A 15,773-nucleotide genomic window follows, 5' to 3' on the forward strand; every position below is an offset into this window, starting at 1 on the left:
GACGGCTTGTGGTTACGGTCCAGTCCGTGAACCAGGTATTGCGGACTGGACCGTGAGCTTGGAGGATCGACCAGTCCTCCGATGGCTGCACCCATCGGTCGACCGTCCGCGATCGATGGAGATGGTGAACATGAAGCTGCTGCGAGTCGGTACGGCTGGGGCGGAGCGGCCCGCGCTGCTCGACGCCGAGGGGACCCTGCGGGACCTGTCCGGCATCGTCCCGGACATCGACGGGCCGCTGCTCGCCGACACCGCCGCGCTGGGCCGGATCCGGGCCGCGGCCGACGCCGGGGAGCTGCCGGCGCTGGACGCCGACGGGCTGCGGGTCGGGCCGCCGCTGGCGCGGATCGGCAAGGTCGTGTGCATCGGGCTGAACTACCACGACCACGCCCGCGAGACCGGCGCCGAGCCGCCCGCCGAGCCGGTCATCTTCTTCAAGGCGGCGGACACGGTCGTCGGGCCGTACGACACGGTGCTGGTCCCTCGCGGGTCGGTGAAGACGGACTGGGAGGTCGAACTCGCGGTCGTCATCGGGCGTACGGCCCGCTATCTGGAGTCCCACGAGGAGGCGCTCGCGCATGTCGCGGGGTATGCGGTCGCGCATGACGTGTCCGAGCGGGAGTTCCAGATCGAGCGGGGCGGGACGTGGGACAAGGGGAAGAACTGCGAGACGTTCAACCCGCTCGGGCCGTGGTTGGTGACGGCGGACGAGGTTCCGGATCCGCAGGCTTTGTCGCTACGGCTGTGGGTGAACGGGGAGTTGAAGCAGGACGGGACGACGGGTGAGCAGATCTTCTCGGTGGCTGAAGTGGTGCGGTATGTCAGCCAGTTCATGACCTTGTATCCCGGGGATGTCATCAATACCGGTACGCCTGCGGGGGTTGCTCTTGGGCAGCCTGAGCCTAAGCCGTTCTTGCGGGCCGGGGATGTTGTCGAGCTGGAGATCGCGGGGTTGGGCAAGCAGCGGCAGGAGTTCAAGGACGCCTGAGGGGTGGGGGGCTGTGCATTGTTTGCGGGTGCGCGGCCGTTGTGGCTGGTCGCGCAGTTCCCCGCGCCCCTGGGTTGGTGTCCCTCAGCCCAATAGAGAGGCGAGCTTGCGCCAGGCCTCCCTCGGGAGGTCTTCGCGGGAGCCGCCGTCCACGATCTGTAGGGCCACGTGGTCCGCGCCTGCCGCTACGAAGGCGTCGATGCGGGCGCGGATTTGAGCGTCCTCGCCCCAGGCGAAGACCGCGTCCACCAGGCGGTCGCTGCCGCCATCCGCGAGGTCGGACTCGGTGAAGCCGTTGCGGAGGAAGTTGTTGGTGTAGTTGGGGAGGGCGAGGTACATGGCCAGGTAGTCGCGGGCCAGGGTGCGGGCCCGGGTCGGGTCCGTTTCCAGGACCACCTTCAACTCCGGGGCCAGGAGCGGGGTTTCGCCGAGGATGGCGCGGGCCTTGGCCGTGTGGTCGGGGGTGACCAGGTACGGGATCGAGCCGGCCGAGCGGTCGCGGGCCAGCTCCAGGGTCTTCGGGCCCAGGGCGGCCAGGAGACGGCGGTCGGCGGGGACTCCGGCGGTGTCCAGGGCGTCCAGGTAGCTCACGAGTGCCGAGTACGGGCGGCGGTACTGGTCCGCCAGCTTGGCGTGGCTCACCCCGAGGCCGAGCAGGAAGCGGCCGGGGTGGGCCGCCTCCAACTCCGCGAAGCCCGCGGCGCTTTCGGCCGCGTCGTACTGCCAGATGCTCTGGATGCTGGTGCCGACGGCGAGCGTCGAGGTCGCCTCGATGAGTGGTACGGCGTGTCGGGCGGCGCTGCTGCCGCCCAACCACGCCGCGCCGTAACCGAGTTGCTCCAACTCGGCCGCCGCGTCGGCGAGTTCACCGCGCCGGGCCGGATCCTCGGTGCGCAGGCCCACGCTCCAGATGCCGTACCGCCCGACCGTTTCCCTCAGCTTCTTCGGCGTATCGCTGCTCATCGCTGCTGTTCCCTCCGCTGTCGGACCTGGACCGGTGAGCCCTAGGAGCCCTGTGGACAGTGCCAACCGGAGTCGGGTCCTGCTTAATCCCGTCGTTCAATCCCGTCGTTCATCTAATTTCGTCGTTCGTCGTCCAGGAACTGCTCCAGCGCCGCCACCACGAATCGGTGGTCCTGGAGCTGCGGCAGACCGCTCACCGTCACCGTGCCGATCACGCCCACGCCCTCGACCCTGATCGGGAACGAGCCGCCGTGGGCCGCGTACTCGTCCGGGTCGAGGCGGGAGGAGTCCTCGAAGGTGCTTCCCTTGGCGCGGAAGCGGGTGCCGACCAGGTAGGAGGCGGCGCCGAAGCGTTCGACCACTTTGCGCTTGCGGTCGATCCACGCGTCGTTGTCGGGGGAGGAGCCCGGAAGTGCCGCGTGGAAGAGCTGCTGGCCGGCGCGGCGGATGTCGATGGCGACCGGGGCCTGGCTCTCGCGGGCCAGTTCCACGAGGAGGGAGCCCAGCGCCCAGGCGTCGTCGTAGGTGAAGCGCTGGAACACCAAGTGCCGTTCCTGTGCTTCGAGTTCCTCGACCGTCGGGGTGATCTCGGGGGCGATCCGCTGGGTGATCGCGGGCTTGTTCTGGGTCACAGGGTCACCGTCACTCCGTCGCGGGCGCTGCGGCGCGCGGCTTCCAGTACGTCGAGGGTGGCGGCCGCCTCCAGGGCGGTCACCGGGTTGGGGGCGCCGTCGCGGAGGGCGGCGGCGACGGCCGCGTAGTACGCGGGGTAGTCGCCGGGGACGGTCGGCTCGGGGCGGCCGCCACCGGTGAGCGGGGACTCTCCGGCGCCGACACGGCCGTAGAGGGACTCGGGTTCCTGGCCCCAGTTCTTCTCCGTGCCCGGGCGCTTGCCGTCGCGGAGGTCGGCCTCCTGGGGGTCGAGGCCGTACTTGACGTAACCCGCCTTGGAGCCCAACACCCGGAAACGCGGGCCGAGTTGGGCGGTGGTCGCGGAGACGTACAGGTGCGAGTGGACGCCGTTCGTGTGGGTCAGGGCGAAGAACGTGTCGTCGTCCGTCTCCGCGCCCGGGCGGCGGATGTCCGACTCGGCGTACACGGAGGCGACGGGGCCGAAGAGGGCCAGCGCCTGGTCCACGACGTGGCTGCCGAGGTCGTAGAGGAGACCTCCGATCTCTGCCGGGTCGCCGGACTCGCGCCAGCCGCCCTTGGGCTGCGGGCGCCAGCGCTCGAAACGGGACTCGAAGCGCCATACGTCGCCCAGTTCGCCCTCGGCGAGGAGCTTGCGGAGGGTCAGGAAGTCGTTGTCCCAGCGGCGGTTCTGGAAGACGGAGAGGAGCAAGCTGTGCTGCTCGGCGAGGGCCGCCAGCTCGCGTGCCTCGGCTGCCGTGCCGGCGATCGGCTTGTCCACGACGACCGGGAGGCCGGCCTTGAGGGCGGTGGTCGCGAGCGCGACGTGCGTCTTGTTCGGGGACGCGATGACGATCAGGTCCAGGTCGTCGGCGCGGGCGAACAGTTCCTCGGGGGTCGCGGCCGTGCGGACGTCCGGGAACTCCGCGCGGGCCTGTTCCTGCCGCTCCGGGTTCGAGGTGACGACCGTGTCGAGGGTCAGGCCCTCGGTGGCGGCGATCAGCGGGGCGTGGAAGACGGAGCCGGCGAGGCCGTAGCCGACGAGGCCGACGCGGAGGGGTGTGCGAGTCGTGCGTCCAGTCATGCCCTCCACTTTCGCAACGCTGTTGCCAAAGTGCAAGTGGTGGGGAGAATGGGGGTGTGGACAACAGTGAGTGGGGTGGGACGGCGGCGGGGGAGAGGGCTGGGGCCGGGGCGGGGGCTGGCTCGGGGGTCGAAGTCGGGGGAGGGATTGGTTCGGCGGGTGTGGCAGGGGTCGGGGCGGGGGGCGGTTCGGGGAGCGCGGTAGGCGCCGGGGCGGGCATTGGTTCGGCGAGTGCGGCGGGGGCCGGGGCAGGGATCGGTTCGACTGGCGCGGCAGGGGCCAGGGCGGGGGTCGGTCCGGTGGGGGCGAATCTGCTTGCCGTGCGCAGTCACAACGCCGCGCTGGTTCTCGACCTGCTGCGGACGGCCGGCACGGACGGGATCAGCCGGCTCGAACTCGCCGACCGTACCGGGCTCACTCCGCAGGCCGTCAGCAAGATCACCGCTCGGTTGCGGGACTCCGGCCTCGTCGCGGAGGCGGGGCGGCGCGCGTCCACGGGCGGGAAACCGCGCACGGTGCTGAGGTTGGTGCCGGAGGCGGGGCATGCGGTGGGGGTGCATCTGGACCGGGATGAGTTGCGGGTGGTGTTGGTCGATCTCACCGGGGCGGTGGTGGGGGAGCGGGGCGCTTCGCTGGATCTGGGGGCGGGAGCCGGGGTTGTCGTGGAGGCGGTGGCTCGAGAGGTTGAGGGGTTGGTGGGGGGAGGGGGTTGGGGGAGTGGTGTGGGTGCTGGTGGTGGTGCCGGTGTGAGTGCGGGTTCGGGTTCGGGTTCGGGTTCGGGTGGAAGTGTCGGTGCTGGCTGGGGGGCTGCCGGTACGGAGGTTGTCGGTGCGGCGGGTGCGGGTGTCGAGCGCCGCCTTGCCGACTCCGGGCGTCCGGCCGGTTCTGGGCGCCTCGCCGATTCTGCGGGCCTCGCTGACGCCGCGCGCCCTGTCGATACTGCGAGCCCGGCTGACTCCGCGCGTCCCGCTGACCTGGTGCCTCCCGCGAACCCGGGATCCGGACGTCCCTCCGGTTCTGGGCGCCTCGCCGACGCTGCGGGCCTTGCCGACGCCGGGCGTCCCGCTAACCCGGCGCGTCCCGTGGACCCGGCATCCGTGCGTCCCGCCGATTCCGGGCGCATCGCTGACCCTGCGCGCCCCACCGATCCTGAGCCCCCCACTGACCCTGCTCGTCCCACTGACCCTGCCCGTCCCGCGCCCCCCGTATCCGCACCGCACCCCACCCCCGTCACCGCCCACCTCCTCGGCGTAGGCGTAGCCCTCCCCGGCCCCCTCGATCATGCCCACGGCATCCTGCATCGGGTCACCGGATTTCCCGAGTGGGACGGGTTTCCGTTGCGGGACGCGCTTGCTCGGCGGCTCGGGGTGCCTGTTGTCGTGGACAAGGACACGAACGCCGCCGCGTTGGGGCTGGCCGTCGGTGGGGAGGGCGGGGCGTTCGCCTATCTGCATCTCGGGACCGGGCTCGGTGCCGGGCTGGTGATCGGCGGGGGTGTGCACCGGGGGGCGCGGACCGGGGCCGGGGAGTTCGGGCATCAGGTGATCCAGCTGGACGGGCCGCCCTGCGACTGCGGGAACCGGGGCTGCATCGAGGCCCTGTGCCTGGCCGCCGTAGCGCGCGGTGATGTCGATGAGGCGGCGCGGGTGCTCGGTGCCGGCGCCGCGAATCTCGTGGGCCTGCTCGACATCGACCTCGTGCTGTTGGGCGGCCGTACCGTCGCCGCCGACCCGGAACCCTTCGTACGCGGAGTCGCCGCCGTCCTCGACGAACGCGCCCGGCGCGAAGGCGCCCGCGAGGCCGCCGTACCCGTACGGGTCGCCCCCGGCGGGGCGCGGGGTGTCGCGGAGGGGGCGGCGCAGTTGCTGCTGGGGCCGCTGTTCGGACGGGCGGACGGGTAGGCGGGCGGGTGGGTGGTCCGGGGAAGTGTGACGCTTTCGGCATTCGCGCGGCGGACTGGCAGGTGGGGGCGATAGGTGACCCGGGGAAGTGTGACACTTTCGACGGATCTGTAACACTTCCGCCGAACAGGGGTCCCGCCGCGCCCGTTCGAGGCATTCGCGGCCCGCGCTCGGCACGGCACCCTGATCGGCAGCGCCCGTCCGACATGCTCATGTGTTTATGCGACTTCTCCTGAGTCCACGCACCCCACTGCGCACACCCCTGCCCCGGTCCCAGCCCCGGTCCCAGCCCCTGTCCTCGTCCCCATCCCCGTCCCGGCCCGTGACGCCGCCCCGGTTCTCGTCCCCACCTCCGTCCCGGTCCCAGTCCCGGCCCGTGCCTCTGTCTCTGTCCCTGTACCGGCTCCTGTCCCTGTCCCGGTCCCAGCCTCCGTCCCGGCCCGTGACCCAGTCCCCGCCCCAGTCTCAGCCTCTGTTCCGGTCACTGCCCCTGCACCGACCCGTGACCCAGTACCGGTCCCTGCCGCTGCACCGGTCCCTGACCTTGCTGCACCGATCCCTGTCCCTCCGCCTCGTCGCCGCCGCCGCCCCCCTCCTCTTCCTCCTCACCGCCCCGCCGGCCCACGCGGCAGCCACCGCTCCCGCCCATGAGGCCGCCGCCCCCGGCCACGCAACGGCCGCCCCCGCCCCCGCCTGCGCCGCCCCCGACACCCACACCTTCCCCCTCACCACCCGCATCCACGACGGCCCTGACACCTACGCGGCCGGCGGCGGCTACGGCACCTGGTATCTCGACCTCACCAACACCACCGCCCGCCGCTGCACCGCGATCCACCCGGTCGTCGTCCTCGTCGACCGGCAACGCGCCCTGAAACCGTCCCAGCCCAAGCTGGAGTTCTACGACGGCACCCGCCCGCGCCCCTACCCGGTCCACTTCGAGAAGACCGACGAGGCCGAACTCGTCGGTGCCTTCGACGACGGCTTCCCGGGCTTCACCGTGGACCCCGGCAAGACCCTCACGGTGAAGGTCCGCCTCGCCCTCGCCCCGGACGCCGTCGCGAACGAGATCACCGCCGACGCGGCCGTCGTACAACGGCATGCCGACGACGGGGACTGGATCGGCCAGTCGAACGACTACCGCTTCTACGTCGAGCCCGCCGCCCCGGGATCCACCGCCCCCGCCACCTCCACGACGACTCCCGCGCCCGCCACCACCGCGCCCGCCGAGGACCTCTCGTTCACCGACGAACTCGCCCGCACCGGCATCGGCCCCGAACACCTCGTCCTCGCCGCCACCTCCGTCCTCCTCGTCACCACCGGCGCCCTGCTGCTGGCCCGGAGGCGCCGATAACACCGGCCGCCACCTCTGCGACGATCTCCCCGTGGACTACCCGAACGACCAGGCCCCCGGCGCCCCCGTCCGCTCCGGCATCCCGGAGCACGGCCGCATCCCCAAGTACTACGCGGTCAAGGCTCAAATCGCCGTGCTCGTCGACGAGTTGGGGGAGGGCGGCCTGATCCCCACCGAGCGCGACCTCTCCGAGCGGTACGAGGTCGCCCGCGAGACCGTGCGGCAGGCGCTGCGCGAACTCGTGCTGGAGGGCAGGCTGCGCCGGCAGGGCCGCGGCACGGTCGTCGCGGGTCCCAAGCTGGAGCAGCCGCTGTCCCTGGCCAGCTACACCGAGGGCGTACGGCGGCAGGGGCGCACCCCGGGCCGCAGCCTCGTCACGCTCGACAGCTTCCCCTGCACCGACGCGCTCGCCGCCGAGACCGGACTGACCCGCGGCGAACCCGTCTGGCACCTGGAGCGCGTCCTGCTCGCCGACGACGAGCGGGTCGGCCTCGAAAGCACCTACGTCTCCGTCGCCCGGGTCCCGCACCTGGACACCGACTTCGAGCCCGACTCCTCCTTCTACGGCTACCTGGGCGCCCGGGGCATCCACTTCGGCGACGCCGACGAACGCATCGAGACCGTGCTCGCCACCCCGCGCGAGGCCCTCCTCATCGGCACCCCGCCCGCCCTCCCGATGCTCCTGATCCACCGCGTGTCACGGGACACGGAGGGCCGCCCGCTGGAACGGGTGCGGGGCCTGTACCGAGGCGACCGCTTCTCCTTCACCACGCACCACAGAGGCTGACGAACAGGCCTGCCGCAGCCTCCTCGATTGTCACGTGTAGGTAACGGGTCTAGCCCAAACGTGATGGGTCGTTCACGCTTTCGTTGGGAGCCGGACCTTTCCGGTTCCCGGATCCCGAGGAGCGTGGCCGTCGTGAGAGTGACAGTCGTCGGAGGCGGCGTGGTGGGCACCATGCACGCCTGGCAAGCAGTGGAACGCGGCCATGAGGTCGTACAGATCGAGCGCGAGGCGGAGGCTCGCGGCGCTTCGTTGCGCAACTTCGGGCAGATCTGGGTGAGCGGCCGCGCGGGCGGGGAAGAGCTGGAAACCGCCCTGCGGGCAAGGGAGTTGTGGGAGGGGATCGGCGCCCGCGTTCCCGGGCTCGGCTTCCGGGCCAACGGTTCGCTGACCCCCGTCCGGGGCGATCGCGAACTCGCCGTCGCCGAGGCGGCCGTGGCACGGGAGGACTCCGCGGCGCGCGGCTACAAGCTCCTCACCGCCACCGAGGCCCGCGCCGTGAACCCCGCTCTGCGCGGCGACTTCACCGCCGCCCTGTACTGCGAGCGCGACGCGGCCGTCGAACCCCGTACCGCCCAACTCGCCCTGCGCGCCGAGCTGTCGAAGTCCCCGAACTACACCTTCCTGCCGGGCCGGGAGGTCCGCGAGGTCATCGGCGAGCACGCGGTACGCGACGACCACGGGGACGTGCACGCCTCCGACACCGTCGTGCTCTGCACGGGCGCCTGGCTCGGCGGACTCGTCCGCGAACTCGCCGGGCCCGAACTCCCCGTCCGCCGCGTCCGGTTGCAGATGATGCAGACCGACCCGCTCGGCGAACCGCTCACCACGTCCGTGGCCGATGCGGACAGCTTTCGCTACTACCCGGCCTATCGCGGCCCGGCCCTGGACCAACTCAACGACGAGCAACCGCAGTTGCCGACCGCCGCCGCGCACGCCATGCAACTCCTCATGGTGCAGCGCGCCGACGGCGGACTGACCATCGGCGACACCCACGAGTACGAGCACCCCTTCGCCTTCGACACCACCGAGGACCCCTACGACCACCTCACCGAGGTCGTCGAGTCGTTCCTCGGCCGTCCCCTCCCGAAGATCCGCCGCCGCTGGGCCGGCGTGTACGCGCAGTGCACCGACCCCACCCGCGTCGTCCACCGCCAACAGGTGCGCGACGGCGTGTGGTTGGTGACCGGGCCGGGTGGCCGTGGCATGACCTGTTCCCCGGCGATCGCCGAAACCACCGCGAACGAACTGGACTGGTGACCCCCGTGACCCCTCTCATCAACCCCACGACACCAGACATCCGTCTCGTCGTCCTCGACATGGCCGGCACCACCGTCGCCGACGGCGGCCTCGTCGAGGAGGCGTTCGCCGCTGCCGCCCGGCACATGGGCGCGGAACCCGCTGACATGCTCGACTACGTCCGCGCCACCATGGGCGAGTCCAAGATCTCCGTCTTCCGCCACCTGTTCGGCGAGGAGTCGAAGGCCCAGGACGCCAACAAGGCCTTCGAAGCGGCGTACGCGGACCTCGTCGACGGCGGTCGGGTCGCCGCCCTCCCCGGCGCCCGCGAGGCCATCGAGACCCTCAAGTCCCAAGGCCGTACGGTCGTGTTGACCACCGGCTTCGCGCGCGCCACCCAGGACGCGATCCTGGCCGCGCTCGGTTGGCAGGGCCTCGCCGACCTCACGCTGTGCCCCGCCGACGCCGGCGGCCGGGGACGCCCGTACCCGGACATGGTCCTGACCGCCTTCCTGCGTACGGCAGTTGCGGATGACGTACGGCAGCTGGCCGTGGTCGGCGACACTTCGTACGACATGCTCAGCGGGGTCCGCGCGGGGGCGGGGCTGGTCGCCGGTGTCCTCACCGGCGCGCACGACGCGGACGCGCTGCGGTCGGCCGGGGCGACCCAAGTCCTCGACGGCGTCGGACAGTTGCCCGGAATCCTCGCATGACGAACGGGATCCGCTTCGACTCCGTCACCGTGGCCTACGACGGCACGGTCGTCCTCGACGCCCTCGACCTCGCCGTCGAACCCGGTGAGGTCATGGCGTTGCTCGGACCGTCCGGCTCCGGCAAGACCACGGCGTTGCGGGCGGTCGCGGGGTTCGTACGGCCGGTGTCGGGGCGGGTGTTCCTCGGCGGCCGCGATGTCACCGACCTGCCGCCGTACCGGCGGGGTGTCGGGATGGTCGTGCAGCAGTACGCGCTGTTCCCTCACCTGCGGGTCGAGGAGAACGTGGCGTTCGGGCTCAGGGCGCGGAAGGTGGCGCGGGCGGAGATCCGGACCCGGGTCGCCGAGGCGCTGGAGATGGTCGGCATGGGGGAGTATGCCCGGCGCCATCCACGGGAGTTGTCCGGCGGACAGCAGCAACGGGTCGCCATCGCGCGGGCGTTGGCGATACGGCCCGGGGTGCTGCTTCTGGACGAACCCCTCTCCGCGCTCGACGCGCAGCTGCGGTCCGGGATGCTGGCCGAACTCGCCCGACTGCACCGGGAGTTGCCCGAGTTGTCGATCCTCTACGTCACCCATGACCAGGTCGAGGCGCTCACTCTGGCCGACCGGATCGCCGTCATGGACCGGGCTCGGCTCCAGGAGTGCGGGACGCCGCGCGAGCTGTACCGGGCGCCCAAGAGTGAGTTCACGGCGTCCTTTGTCGGCAGCGCGAATCTGTTGCCGGTGACGGTGGGGGAGCGGGGGGTGTTCTTCGGGGAGCGGAGGGTTGAGGTGCGGGGGGTTGTGCCGGGGGCGGAGGCGACCTTGTGCGTACGGCCGCATCTGGTCGAGCTGGGGGATGGACCCAATCAACTCGCGGGTGTCGTACGGGAGATCCAGTGGCGTGGCGCGACCCACCGGCTCTACGTCGATGTGGATGGGCAGCGGGTCATGGCTGACGTGCCGGAACTGAAGAAGCCGCCTGTGCATGGGGACGCGGTGACTCTTCATTTCGCTCCCGATGACGCGGTGTTGCTGGCTGCTGGAGTTGGCGATGAGTGAGGTTGTTCGTCGGGTGCGGCTGAGTGGGGGCTGGGCGCGCCCACGCGGCGGCAGCCGCAAATCAAATACAGCCCCGCGCCCCTTGGGTATCGCCCTGCTGCCCGTTGCAATCCTCAGCCTGTTCTTTCTCTACCCCCTCGCCCTCGTCGTTCGGCAGTCCTTTCAGCCGGCCACTGCCTACGCCGACGTCTTCTCCTCCGAGCTGTTCCGTACCGCCCTCTGGACCACCGTCTGGATCGCAGTCACCTCCACCGCCGGCTGCCTGGTCCTCGGTTTCGTGCTCGCGCTGATCATCGCCTTCGTCCCCTTCCCCGGGGCGAAAGCCGTCGCCCGCTTCATCGACGTCTACCTCTCCTTCCCTTCCTTCCTCATCACGCTCGCCCTGCTCTTCATCTACGGCACCACCGGCATCGTCGGTTCGTTCCAGTTCCTCGCGACGCCCTGGGGTGTGCTGCTCGCGGAGGTCACCTACTTCACGCCGTTCGTGATGAGGCCGCTGCTCGCCGCGTTCTCGCAGCTGGACACCGCGCAGTTGGAGGCGGCCAGTTCACTCGGAGCCAAGGCGCCCCGCATCATCCGGCAGGTCATCCTGCCGGAGGCGCTCCCCGCGCTCGCCGCCGGCGGGAGTCTCGTCCTCGTGCTCTGTCTGAACGAGTTCGGGATCGTGCTGTTCACCGGGGCGAAAGGGGTCACGACGCTCCCGATGCTCGTGTACAGCAAGGCGATCCTGGAGTCGGACTACCCGGGCGCGTGTGTGGTCGCCGTCGTCAACGTCCTTATATCCGTGGGGCTTTACGGCCTCTACCGGGTGGTGAGCCGTCGTGTTGGTGCATAGCCGCAAGGCGAAGTGGGCTGTGTGGCTGGTCTTCGCCGTTCTCTTCCTGCCCCTCTTCGCGTTGCCCCTCCTCGTCGTCCTCGGGGCGTCCTTCGCCACCAACTGGTCCGGCGTCCTCCCTTCTGGTTTCACCACCTCCCACTACTCCGCCGCGACCCGGGGTGAGGCCCTCCAGGCGCTCACCACCAGCCTGGTCACCGCCCTCACCGCGAGCCTGTTCGCGCTCGGCATCGGGACCTGGGCCGCGCTCGCCGCCGCCGGGCTCAAGAAGCGTCAACGCAGGCTGCTGGACGCCCTGTTCGTGCTGCCGGTGGCCGTGCCGTCCGTCGTGGTCGGGCTGGCGATCCTGGTCGCGTTCTCCAAGCCTCCGATGCTGCTCAACGGCACCCGGTGGATCGTGATCCTCGCCCACACCGTGCTCGTGACCGCGTTCGCCTACCAGTCCGTGTCCGCGGCGATCGTCCGCCTCGACCCGGGCTATGAGCAGGCCGCCGCCTCCCTGGGGGCCCGGCCGCTGTACGTCCTGTGGCGCATCCGGCTGCCCTTGCTGCTGCCCTCGCTCACCGCCGCCGTAGGACTCTGTTTCGCCCTGTCCATGGGCGAGTTGAGCGCCACGGTGATGCTCTATCCGCCCGACTGGACCACGCTTCCGGTCCTCATCTACTCGGCCACCGACCGCGGCGCCCTCTTCGCCGGGTCCGCGCTCGCCGTGGTCCTGATGACGGCGACCCTGCTCGTCCTGCTCGTCGTCTCCCGGGTCCGCAACCGAGCCTCGTACCGCTGATCCACCGGCATCACCTCAACCGCCCTCACCACGCCAGGAGTTGGCCTCGCCATGCCCAGAAACACGCTCAAGACCGCCGTAGCCGTCTCGCTCTGCGCCACCCCACTGCTCACCGGCTGCGGTGGCACCTCCGCCGCTTCGGACGCCAAGGTCGTCACCGTCTACAGCGCGGACGGGCTCAAGGGCGAGAACGGTGACGGCTGGTACGACGAGGTCTTCAAGGACTTCGAGAAGCGGACCGGTATCAAGGTCAAGTACGTGGAGGGCGGCTCCGGCGAGATGGTGCAGCGTGCCGTCCGCGAGAAGAGCAACCCGCAGGCCGATGTCCTGGTCACCCTGCCGCCGTTCATCCAACAGGCCGACAGCAAGGGGCTGTTGCAGAAGTTCACCCCGGCCGGTGCCGACCAGGTGGGTGGCGCCGACAAGGCCACCGACGGCACCTGGACCTCCGTCGTCAACAACTACTTCGGGTTCGTCTACAACAAGAAGCAGCTCACCCAAGCGCCCACCACCTGGGACGAGTTGCTCGACGGTACGTACAAGAACAAGCTTCAGTACTCCACGCCCGGAGTCGCCGGTGACGGAACCGCCGTACTGATCAAGGCGATTCACGACTTCGGAGGGAAGGACGCGGCCCTCGCCTACCTCAAGAAGCTCCAGTCCAACAACGTCGGGCCGTCCGCCTCCACCGGCAAGCTCGCGCCCAAGGTCGACAAGGGCGAGCTGCTCGTCGCCAACGGCGATGTGCAGATGAACTACGCCCAGTCCAAGACCATGCCGAACCTCGGGATCTGGTTCCCGGCGAAGCGGGGCGGCAGGCCCACCACCTTCGCCCTCCCGTACGCGGCCGGCCTCGTCACCGAGGCCCCGCACAGCGCCAACGGCAGGAAGCTCCTCGACTACATGCTCAGCCGTACCGCCCAGCAGCAGGTCAGCTCGGTCGGCGGCGGCTTCAGCGCCCGCCGGGACGTCAAGGCCACCGACGCCAACGCCACCGCCCTGACCGATCTCATGACCGGCGTCGAGATCTTCCAGCCGGACTGGGCCGACATCGACAAGAACCTGACCTCGTACGTCGAGGACTGGCAGTCCGCCACGGGCAGTTGAGCCTCCCGTGAAGCCGACTCTCAGATGAAGCCGACCCTCAGATGAGGTCGACGAGGTCCGCGATGGAGTCGACGACGTTCGTGGGGCGGTAGGGGTAGCGGTCGAGGTCGCCCTTGGTCGTCAGCCCGGTGAGGACGAGGAAGGTCTCCATCCCGGCCTCCAGTCCGGCCAGCACATCCGTGTCCATGCGGTCGCCGATCATGGCGCTGGTCTCCGAGTGCGCGCCGATGGTGTTCAGCGCCGACCGCATCATCAGCGGGTTCGGCTTGCCGACGAAGTAGGGCTCCTTGCCGGTCGCCTTGGTGATCAGCGCGGCCACGGAACCGGTGGCCGGCAGGGCGCCCTCGGGCGAGGGACCCGTGTTGTCGGGGTTGGTCGCGATGAACCGGGCGCCGTCGTTGATCAGCCGGATCGCCTTGGTCAGGGCCTCGAAGGAGTACGTCCGGGTCTCGCCCAGGATCACGAAATCGGGGTCGGAGTCGGTCAGCACGTACCCCGCGTCGTGCAGTGCCGTCGTCAGCCCGGCCTCGCCGATCACGTAGGCGGTGCCGCCCGGGTGCTGGTTGTCCAGGAACGCGGCGGTGGCCAGCGCCGAGGTCCAGATGTTCTCCACCGGCACGTCGAGACCGATCCGGTTCAACCGGGCGTGCAGGTCACGCGCGGTGTAGATCGAGTTGTTGGTGAGGACCAGGAACGGGCGTCCCTTCTCGCGCAGCGTCTTGATGAACGCCTCCGCGCCCGGCACCGGGACGCCCTCGTGCATCAGCACCCCGTCCATGTCGGTGAGCCACGATTCGATGGGCTTGCGCTCTGTCATGGGTGGGCTCTCCTGCGGTACGCGGGCATGTGAGGTGACCATGCTATGCACCTTCCGGCGCCGTCCCCCATACGGAGCAGCGGGGCGTGGCTGAGGATGCGGGTGCCCGCTGTGAGGAGGAGTCTCCAGATATCTGGAGGTTCACGATGGGTTCACTGAAAGTCACACTCTGTGCGGGTGCCGCGGTGGTCCTCGCGACGCTCACCCCAACGGCGTACGCGGCGGACGGAGGCGGTGTCACGGTGACCCCCGCCTCCCCGGCCCCCGGCGCCGATGTCGCGCTGAGGATCAGCGGCTGTGCCGGTACGACGGGTTCGGCGGCGTCGGCCGCGTTCGTCGCCGACGCCAAGCTGGTCGGCGCGGCCGGCACCCTCGCCGGCGAGACCCGGGTCCGCACCTCGCTGGAACCGGGCAGCTACGACGTGAAGATCACCTGCGGGAGCGTGACGGTGAAGGGCGCGATCAAGGTCGTGGCGGACGCTTCCCAGTCGCCCTCGGCGCCCCCCTCCGCCCCCGCCTCGCCCGTCGCCCCCGTCCACGCGGGCGGCGGCGGTGCGGCGGCGCACCTCGCGGCCGTGGACGCGCGTGCGGCCGGTCCCGGTACCGCGCACGCCGTGGTGGGTCTGTTGCTGGCCGGTGTCGCCGCGGCGGCCGTGGCACTGCGCAGCGCCCGCCGGAGCCGCAGGACGGGCTGACCGCCATGTTCGATCACGACAGGCCCGCCGAGCACGAGCGTTCCTCCGGCACCGGGCGGCTGCTGACCGGGGTCGCCTGGGCCGTGCTGCTGCTCGGGCTCTGGCTGTGGGGGCAGGACCTGACCGACATCCGGCTGGGCATATCCGCGCCGACCACCGGTGACGTGGCGGCGGTCGGACGGCCCCCGGAGGCCGAACTCCCGCCCGCCGCGAAGCCGTTGGGGAACGCGCTGCCACAGCGCATCGACATCCCCCAACTCGCCGTACAGGCACCGGTGGTGGCCCGCGGCCTGGACACGCAGGGCGCGATCGACCCACCGCCGTTCGACCAGGCGGGCGTGGTCGGCTGGTACGGCAGCGGAGTACGGCCGGGAGCCGCGGGCACCGCGTTGATGGTCGGGCACGTCGACACCGAGACCCGCCCCGCCGTCTTCTACAAGCTCAGCACCCTCCGCCCGGGCGGAACGATCCGGGTGATCCGCGACGACGGCAAGGTCGCCGAGTTCACCGTCGACGACGTCCGCGTCCTGACCCGTGCCCACTTCGACGCCCAACAGGCCTACGGCACACGGCAGTCGGGCCGCGCCGAACTCCGCCTCATCACCTGCGGCGGCACCTTCGACCGCGTCGGCCGCAGCTACACGGCGAACGTGATCGTGTCCGCCTACCTCACCGGCACCGGACTCTGACAACCGGGCCCGGCCGACGACCTGCTCCCCCCTGAAGCCGCCGACCGGGCTGGTCCTCAACCGCACGCGCACGGGCTGCGGGAGTAACCCGGCGAACGGCGCGGGAGGTCTGGAAAACCAGTGGTGGAAGGTGTGGACTAGGCCAGGGGC

The 15,773-nt window shown here is 70.8% G+C and carries 16 protein-coding genes and 1 pseudogene; 13 read left to right on the forward strand and 4 right to left on the reverse strand.

All coding sequences use genetic code 11. From position 1 onward, the window contains the following. The first annotated feature begins 130 nt into the window (after positions 1-130). The gene (locus OG194_RS29145) at positions 131-988 is read left to right on the forward strand and encodes a fumarylacetoacetate hydrolase family protein (RefSeq protein WP_327403741.1); all 858 of its coding nucleotides are present in this window, start codon (positions 131-133) and stop codon (positions 986-988) included. Positions 989-1,072: 84 nt separating this feature from the next. Here the strand turns inward: OG194_RS29145 and OG194_RS29150 are convergent, their stop codons facing one another. The 3 genes from OG194_RS29150 to OG194_RS29160 form a co-directional block, all read right to left on the reverse strand. Further along, positions 1,073-1,951, reverse strand: coding sequence for an LLM class F420-dependent oxidoreductase (locus OG194_RS29150; RefSeq protein WP_327403742.1), 879 nt, complete (start codon positions 1,949-1,951; stop codon positions 1,073-1,075). Positions 1,952-2,064: 113 nt separating this feature from the next. Beyond that, the gene (locus OG194_RS29155) at positions 2,065-2,583 is read right to left on the reverse strand and encodes a heme-degrading domain-containing protein (RefSeq protein ID WP_327403743.1); all 519 of its coding nucleotides are present in this window, start codon (positions 2,581-2,583) and stop codon (positions 2,065-2,067) included. Beyond that, positions 2,580-3,665 (reverse strand): Gfo/Idh/MocA family oxidoreductase, encoded by a 1,086-nt coding sequence (locus tag OG194_RS29160; protein WP_327403744.1) that lies wholly within the window; start codon positions 3,663-3,665, stop codon positions 2,580-2,582. Before OG194_RS29160 ends, OG194_RS29155 begins: the two co-directional genes overlap by 4 nt. Before the next feature lie 299 nt (positions 3,666-3,964). On the opposite strand from OG194_RS29160, the pseudogene OG194_RS29165 reads away from it, so the two are divergent. From OG194_RS29165 to OG194_RS29210, 10 genes and pseudogenes are all read left to right on the forward strand, one after another. Continuing rightward, positions 3,965-4,405, forward strand: a pseudogene (locus tag OG194_RS29165) (MarR family transcriptional regulator); the annotation flags it as partial. A 6-nt stretch (positions 4,406-4,411) separates the two neighbouring features. Further along, positions 4,412-5,566: an ROK family protein gene (locus OG194_RS29170; RefSeq protein ID WP_442811809.1), complete on the forward strand. Its 1,155-nt coding sequence runs from the start codon at positions 4,412-4,414 to the stop codon at positions 5,564-5,566. 502 nt (positions 5,567-6,068) lie between these two features. Next, complete coding sequence (locus tag OG194_RS29175; RefSeq protein ID WP_327403745.1) at positions 6,069-6,917, forward strand: hypothetical protein; 849 nt, start codon at positions 6,069-6,071, stop codon at positions 6,915-6,917. Between the two features lie 31 nt (positions 6,918-6,948). Beyond that, complete coding sequence (locus OG194_RS29180) at positions 6,949-7,704, forward strand: GntR family transcriptional regulator (protein ID WP_327403746.1); 756 nt, start codon at positions 6,949-6,951, stop codon at positions 7,702-7,704. A 132-nt stretch (positions 7,705-7,836) separates the two neighbouring features. Continuing rightward, on the forward strand, positions 7,837-8,961 hold the full coding sequence (locus tag OG194_RS29185) for a TIGR03364 family FAD-dependent oxidoreductase (protein WP_327403747.1): 1,125 nt from the start codon (positions 7,837-7,839) through the stop codon (positions 8,959-8,961). Further along, positions 8,958-9,653, forward strand: a complete 696-nt coding sequence (locus OG194_RS29190; RefSeq protein ID WP_327403748.1) for a phosphonatase-like hydrolase — start codon at positions 8,958-8,960, stop codon at positions 9,651-9,653. Before OG194_RS29185 ends, OG194_RS29190 begins: the two co-directional genes overlap by 4 nt. Next, the gene (locus OG194_RS29195) at positions 9,650-10,696 is read left to right on the forward strand and encodes an ABC transporter ATP-binding protein (protein WP_327403749.1); all 1,047 of its coding nucleotides are present in this window, start codon (positions 9,650-9,652) and stop codon (positions 10,694-10,696) included. Before OG194_RS29190 ends, OG194_RS29195 begins: the two co-directional genes overlap by 4 nt. Beyond that, positions 10,689-11,531 carry a 2-aminoethylphosphonate ABC transporter permease subunit gene (locus OG194_RS29200; RefSeq protein WP_327403750.1) on the forward strand — a complete coding sequence of 281 codons (843 nt, stop codon included), beginning with the start codon at positions 10,689-10,691 and terminating at the stop codon, positions 11,529-11,531. Before OG194_RS29195 ends, OG194_RS29200 begins: the two co-directional genes overlap by 8 nt. Then, positions 11,518-12,315, forward strand: a complete 798-nt coding sequence (locus tag OG194_RS29205; protein WP_327403751.1) for an ABC transporter permease — start codon at positions 11,518-11,520, stop codon at positions 12,313-12,315. Before OG194_RS29200 ends, OG194_RS29205 begins: the two co-directional genes overlap by 14 nt. Before the next feature lie 51 nt (positions 12,316-12,366). Next, positions 12,367-13,422: a 2-aminoethylphosphonate ABC transporter substrate-binding protein gene (locus tag OG194_RS29210; RefSeq protein WP_327403752.1), complete on the forward strand. Its 1,056-nt coding sequence runs from the start codon at positions 12,367-12,369 to the stop codon at positions 13,420-13,422. A 37-nt stretch (positions 13,423-13,459) separates the two neighbouring features. Here the strand turns inward: OG194_RS29210 and OG194_RS29215 are convergent, their stop codons facing one another. Beyond that, positions 13,460-14,239: an HAD-IIA family hydrolase gene (locus OG194_RS29215; protein ID WP_327403753.1), complete on the reverse strand. Its 780-nt coding sequence runs from the start codon at positions 14,237-14,239 to the stop codon at positions 13,460-13,462. Positions 14,240-14,385: 146 nt separating this feature from the next. On the opposite strand from OG194_RS29215, the gene OG194_RS29220 reads away from it, so the two are divergent. Both OG194_RS29220 and OG194_RS29225 read left to right on the forward strand, forming a co-directional pair. Beyond that, positions 14,386-14,934 (forward strand): hypothetical protein, encoded by a 549-nt coding sequence (locus OG194_RS29220; RefSeq protein ID WP_327403754.1) that lies wholly within the window; start codon positions 14,386-14,388, stop codon positions 14,932-14,934. Positions 14,935-14,939: 5 nt separating this feature from the next. Next, entirely contained in the window at positions 14,940-15,623 is a 684-nt protein-coding gene (locus tag OG194_RS29225) for a class F sortase (protein WP_327403755.1), read from the forward strand. Positions 15,624-15,773 lie beyond the last annotated feature (150 nt).

Origin of the sequence: Streptomyces sp. NBC_01288 (assembly GCF_035982055.1) — a bacterium.
In the GTDB taxonomy this organism is placed as follows: Bacteria; Actinomycetota; Actinomycetes; order Streptomycetales; family Streptomycetaceae; genus Streptomyces.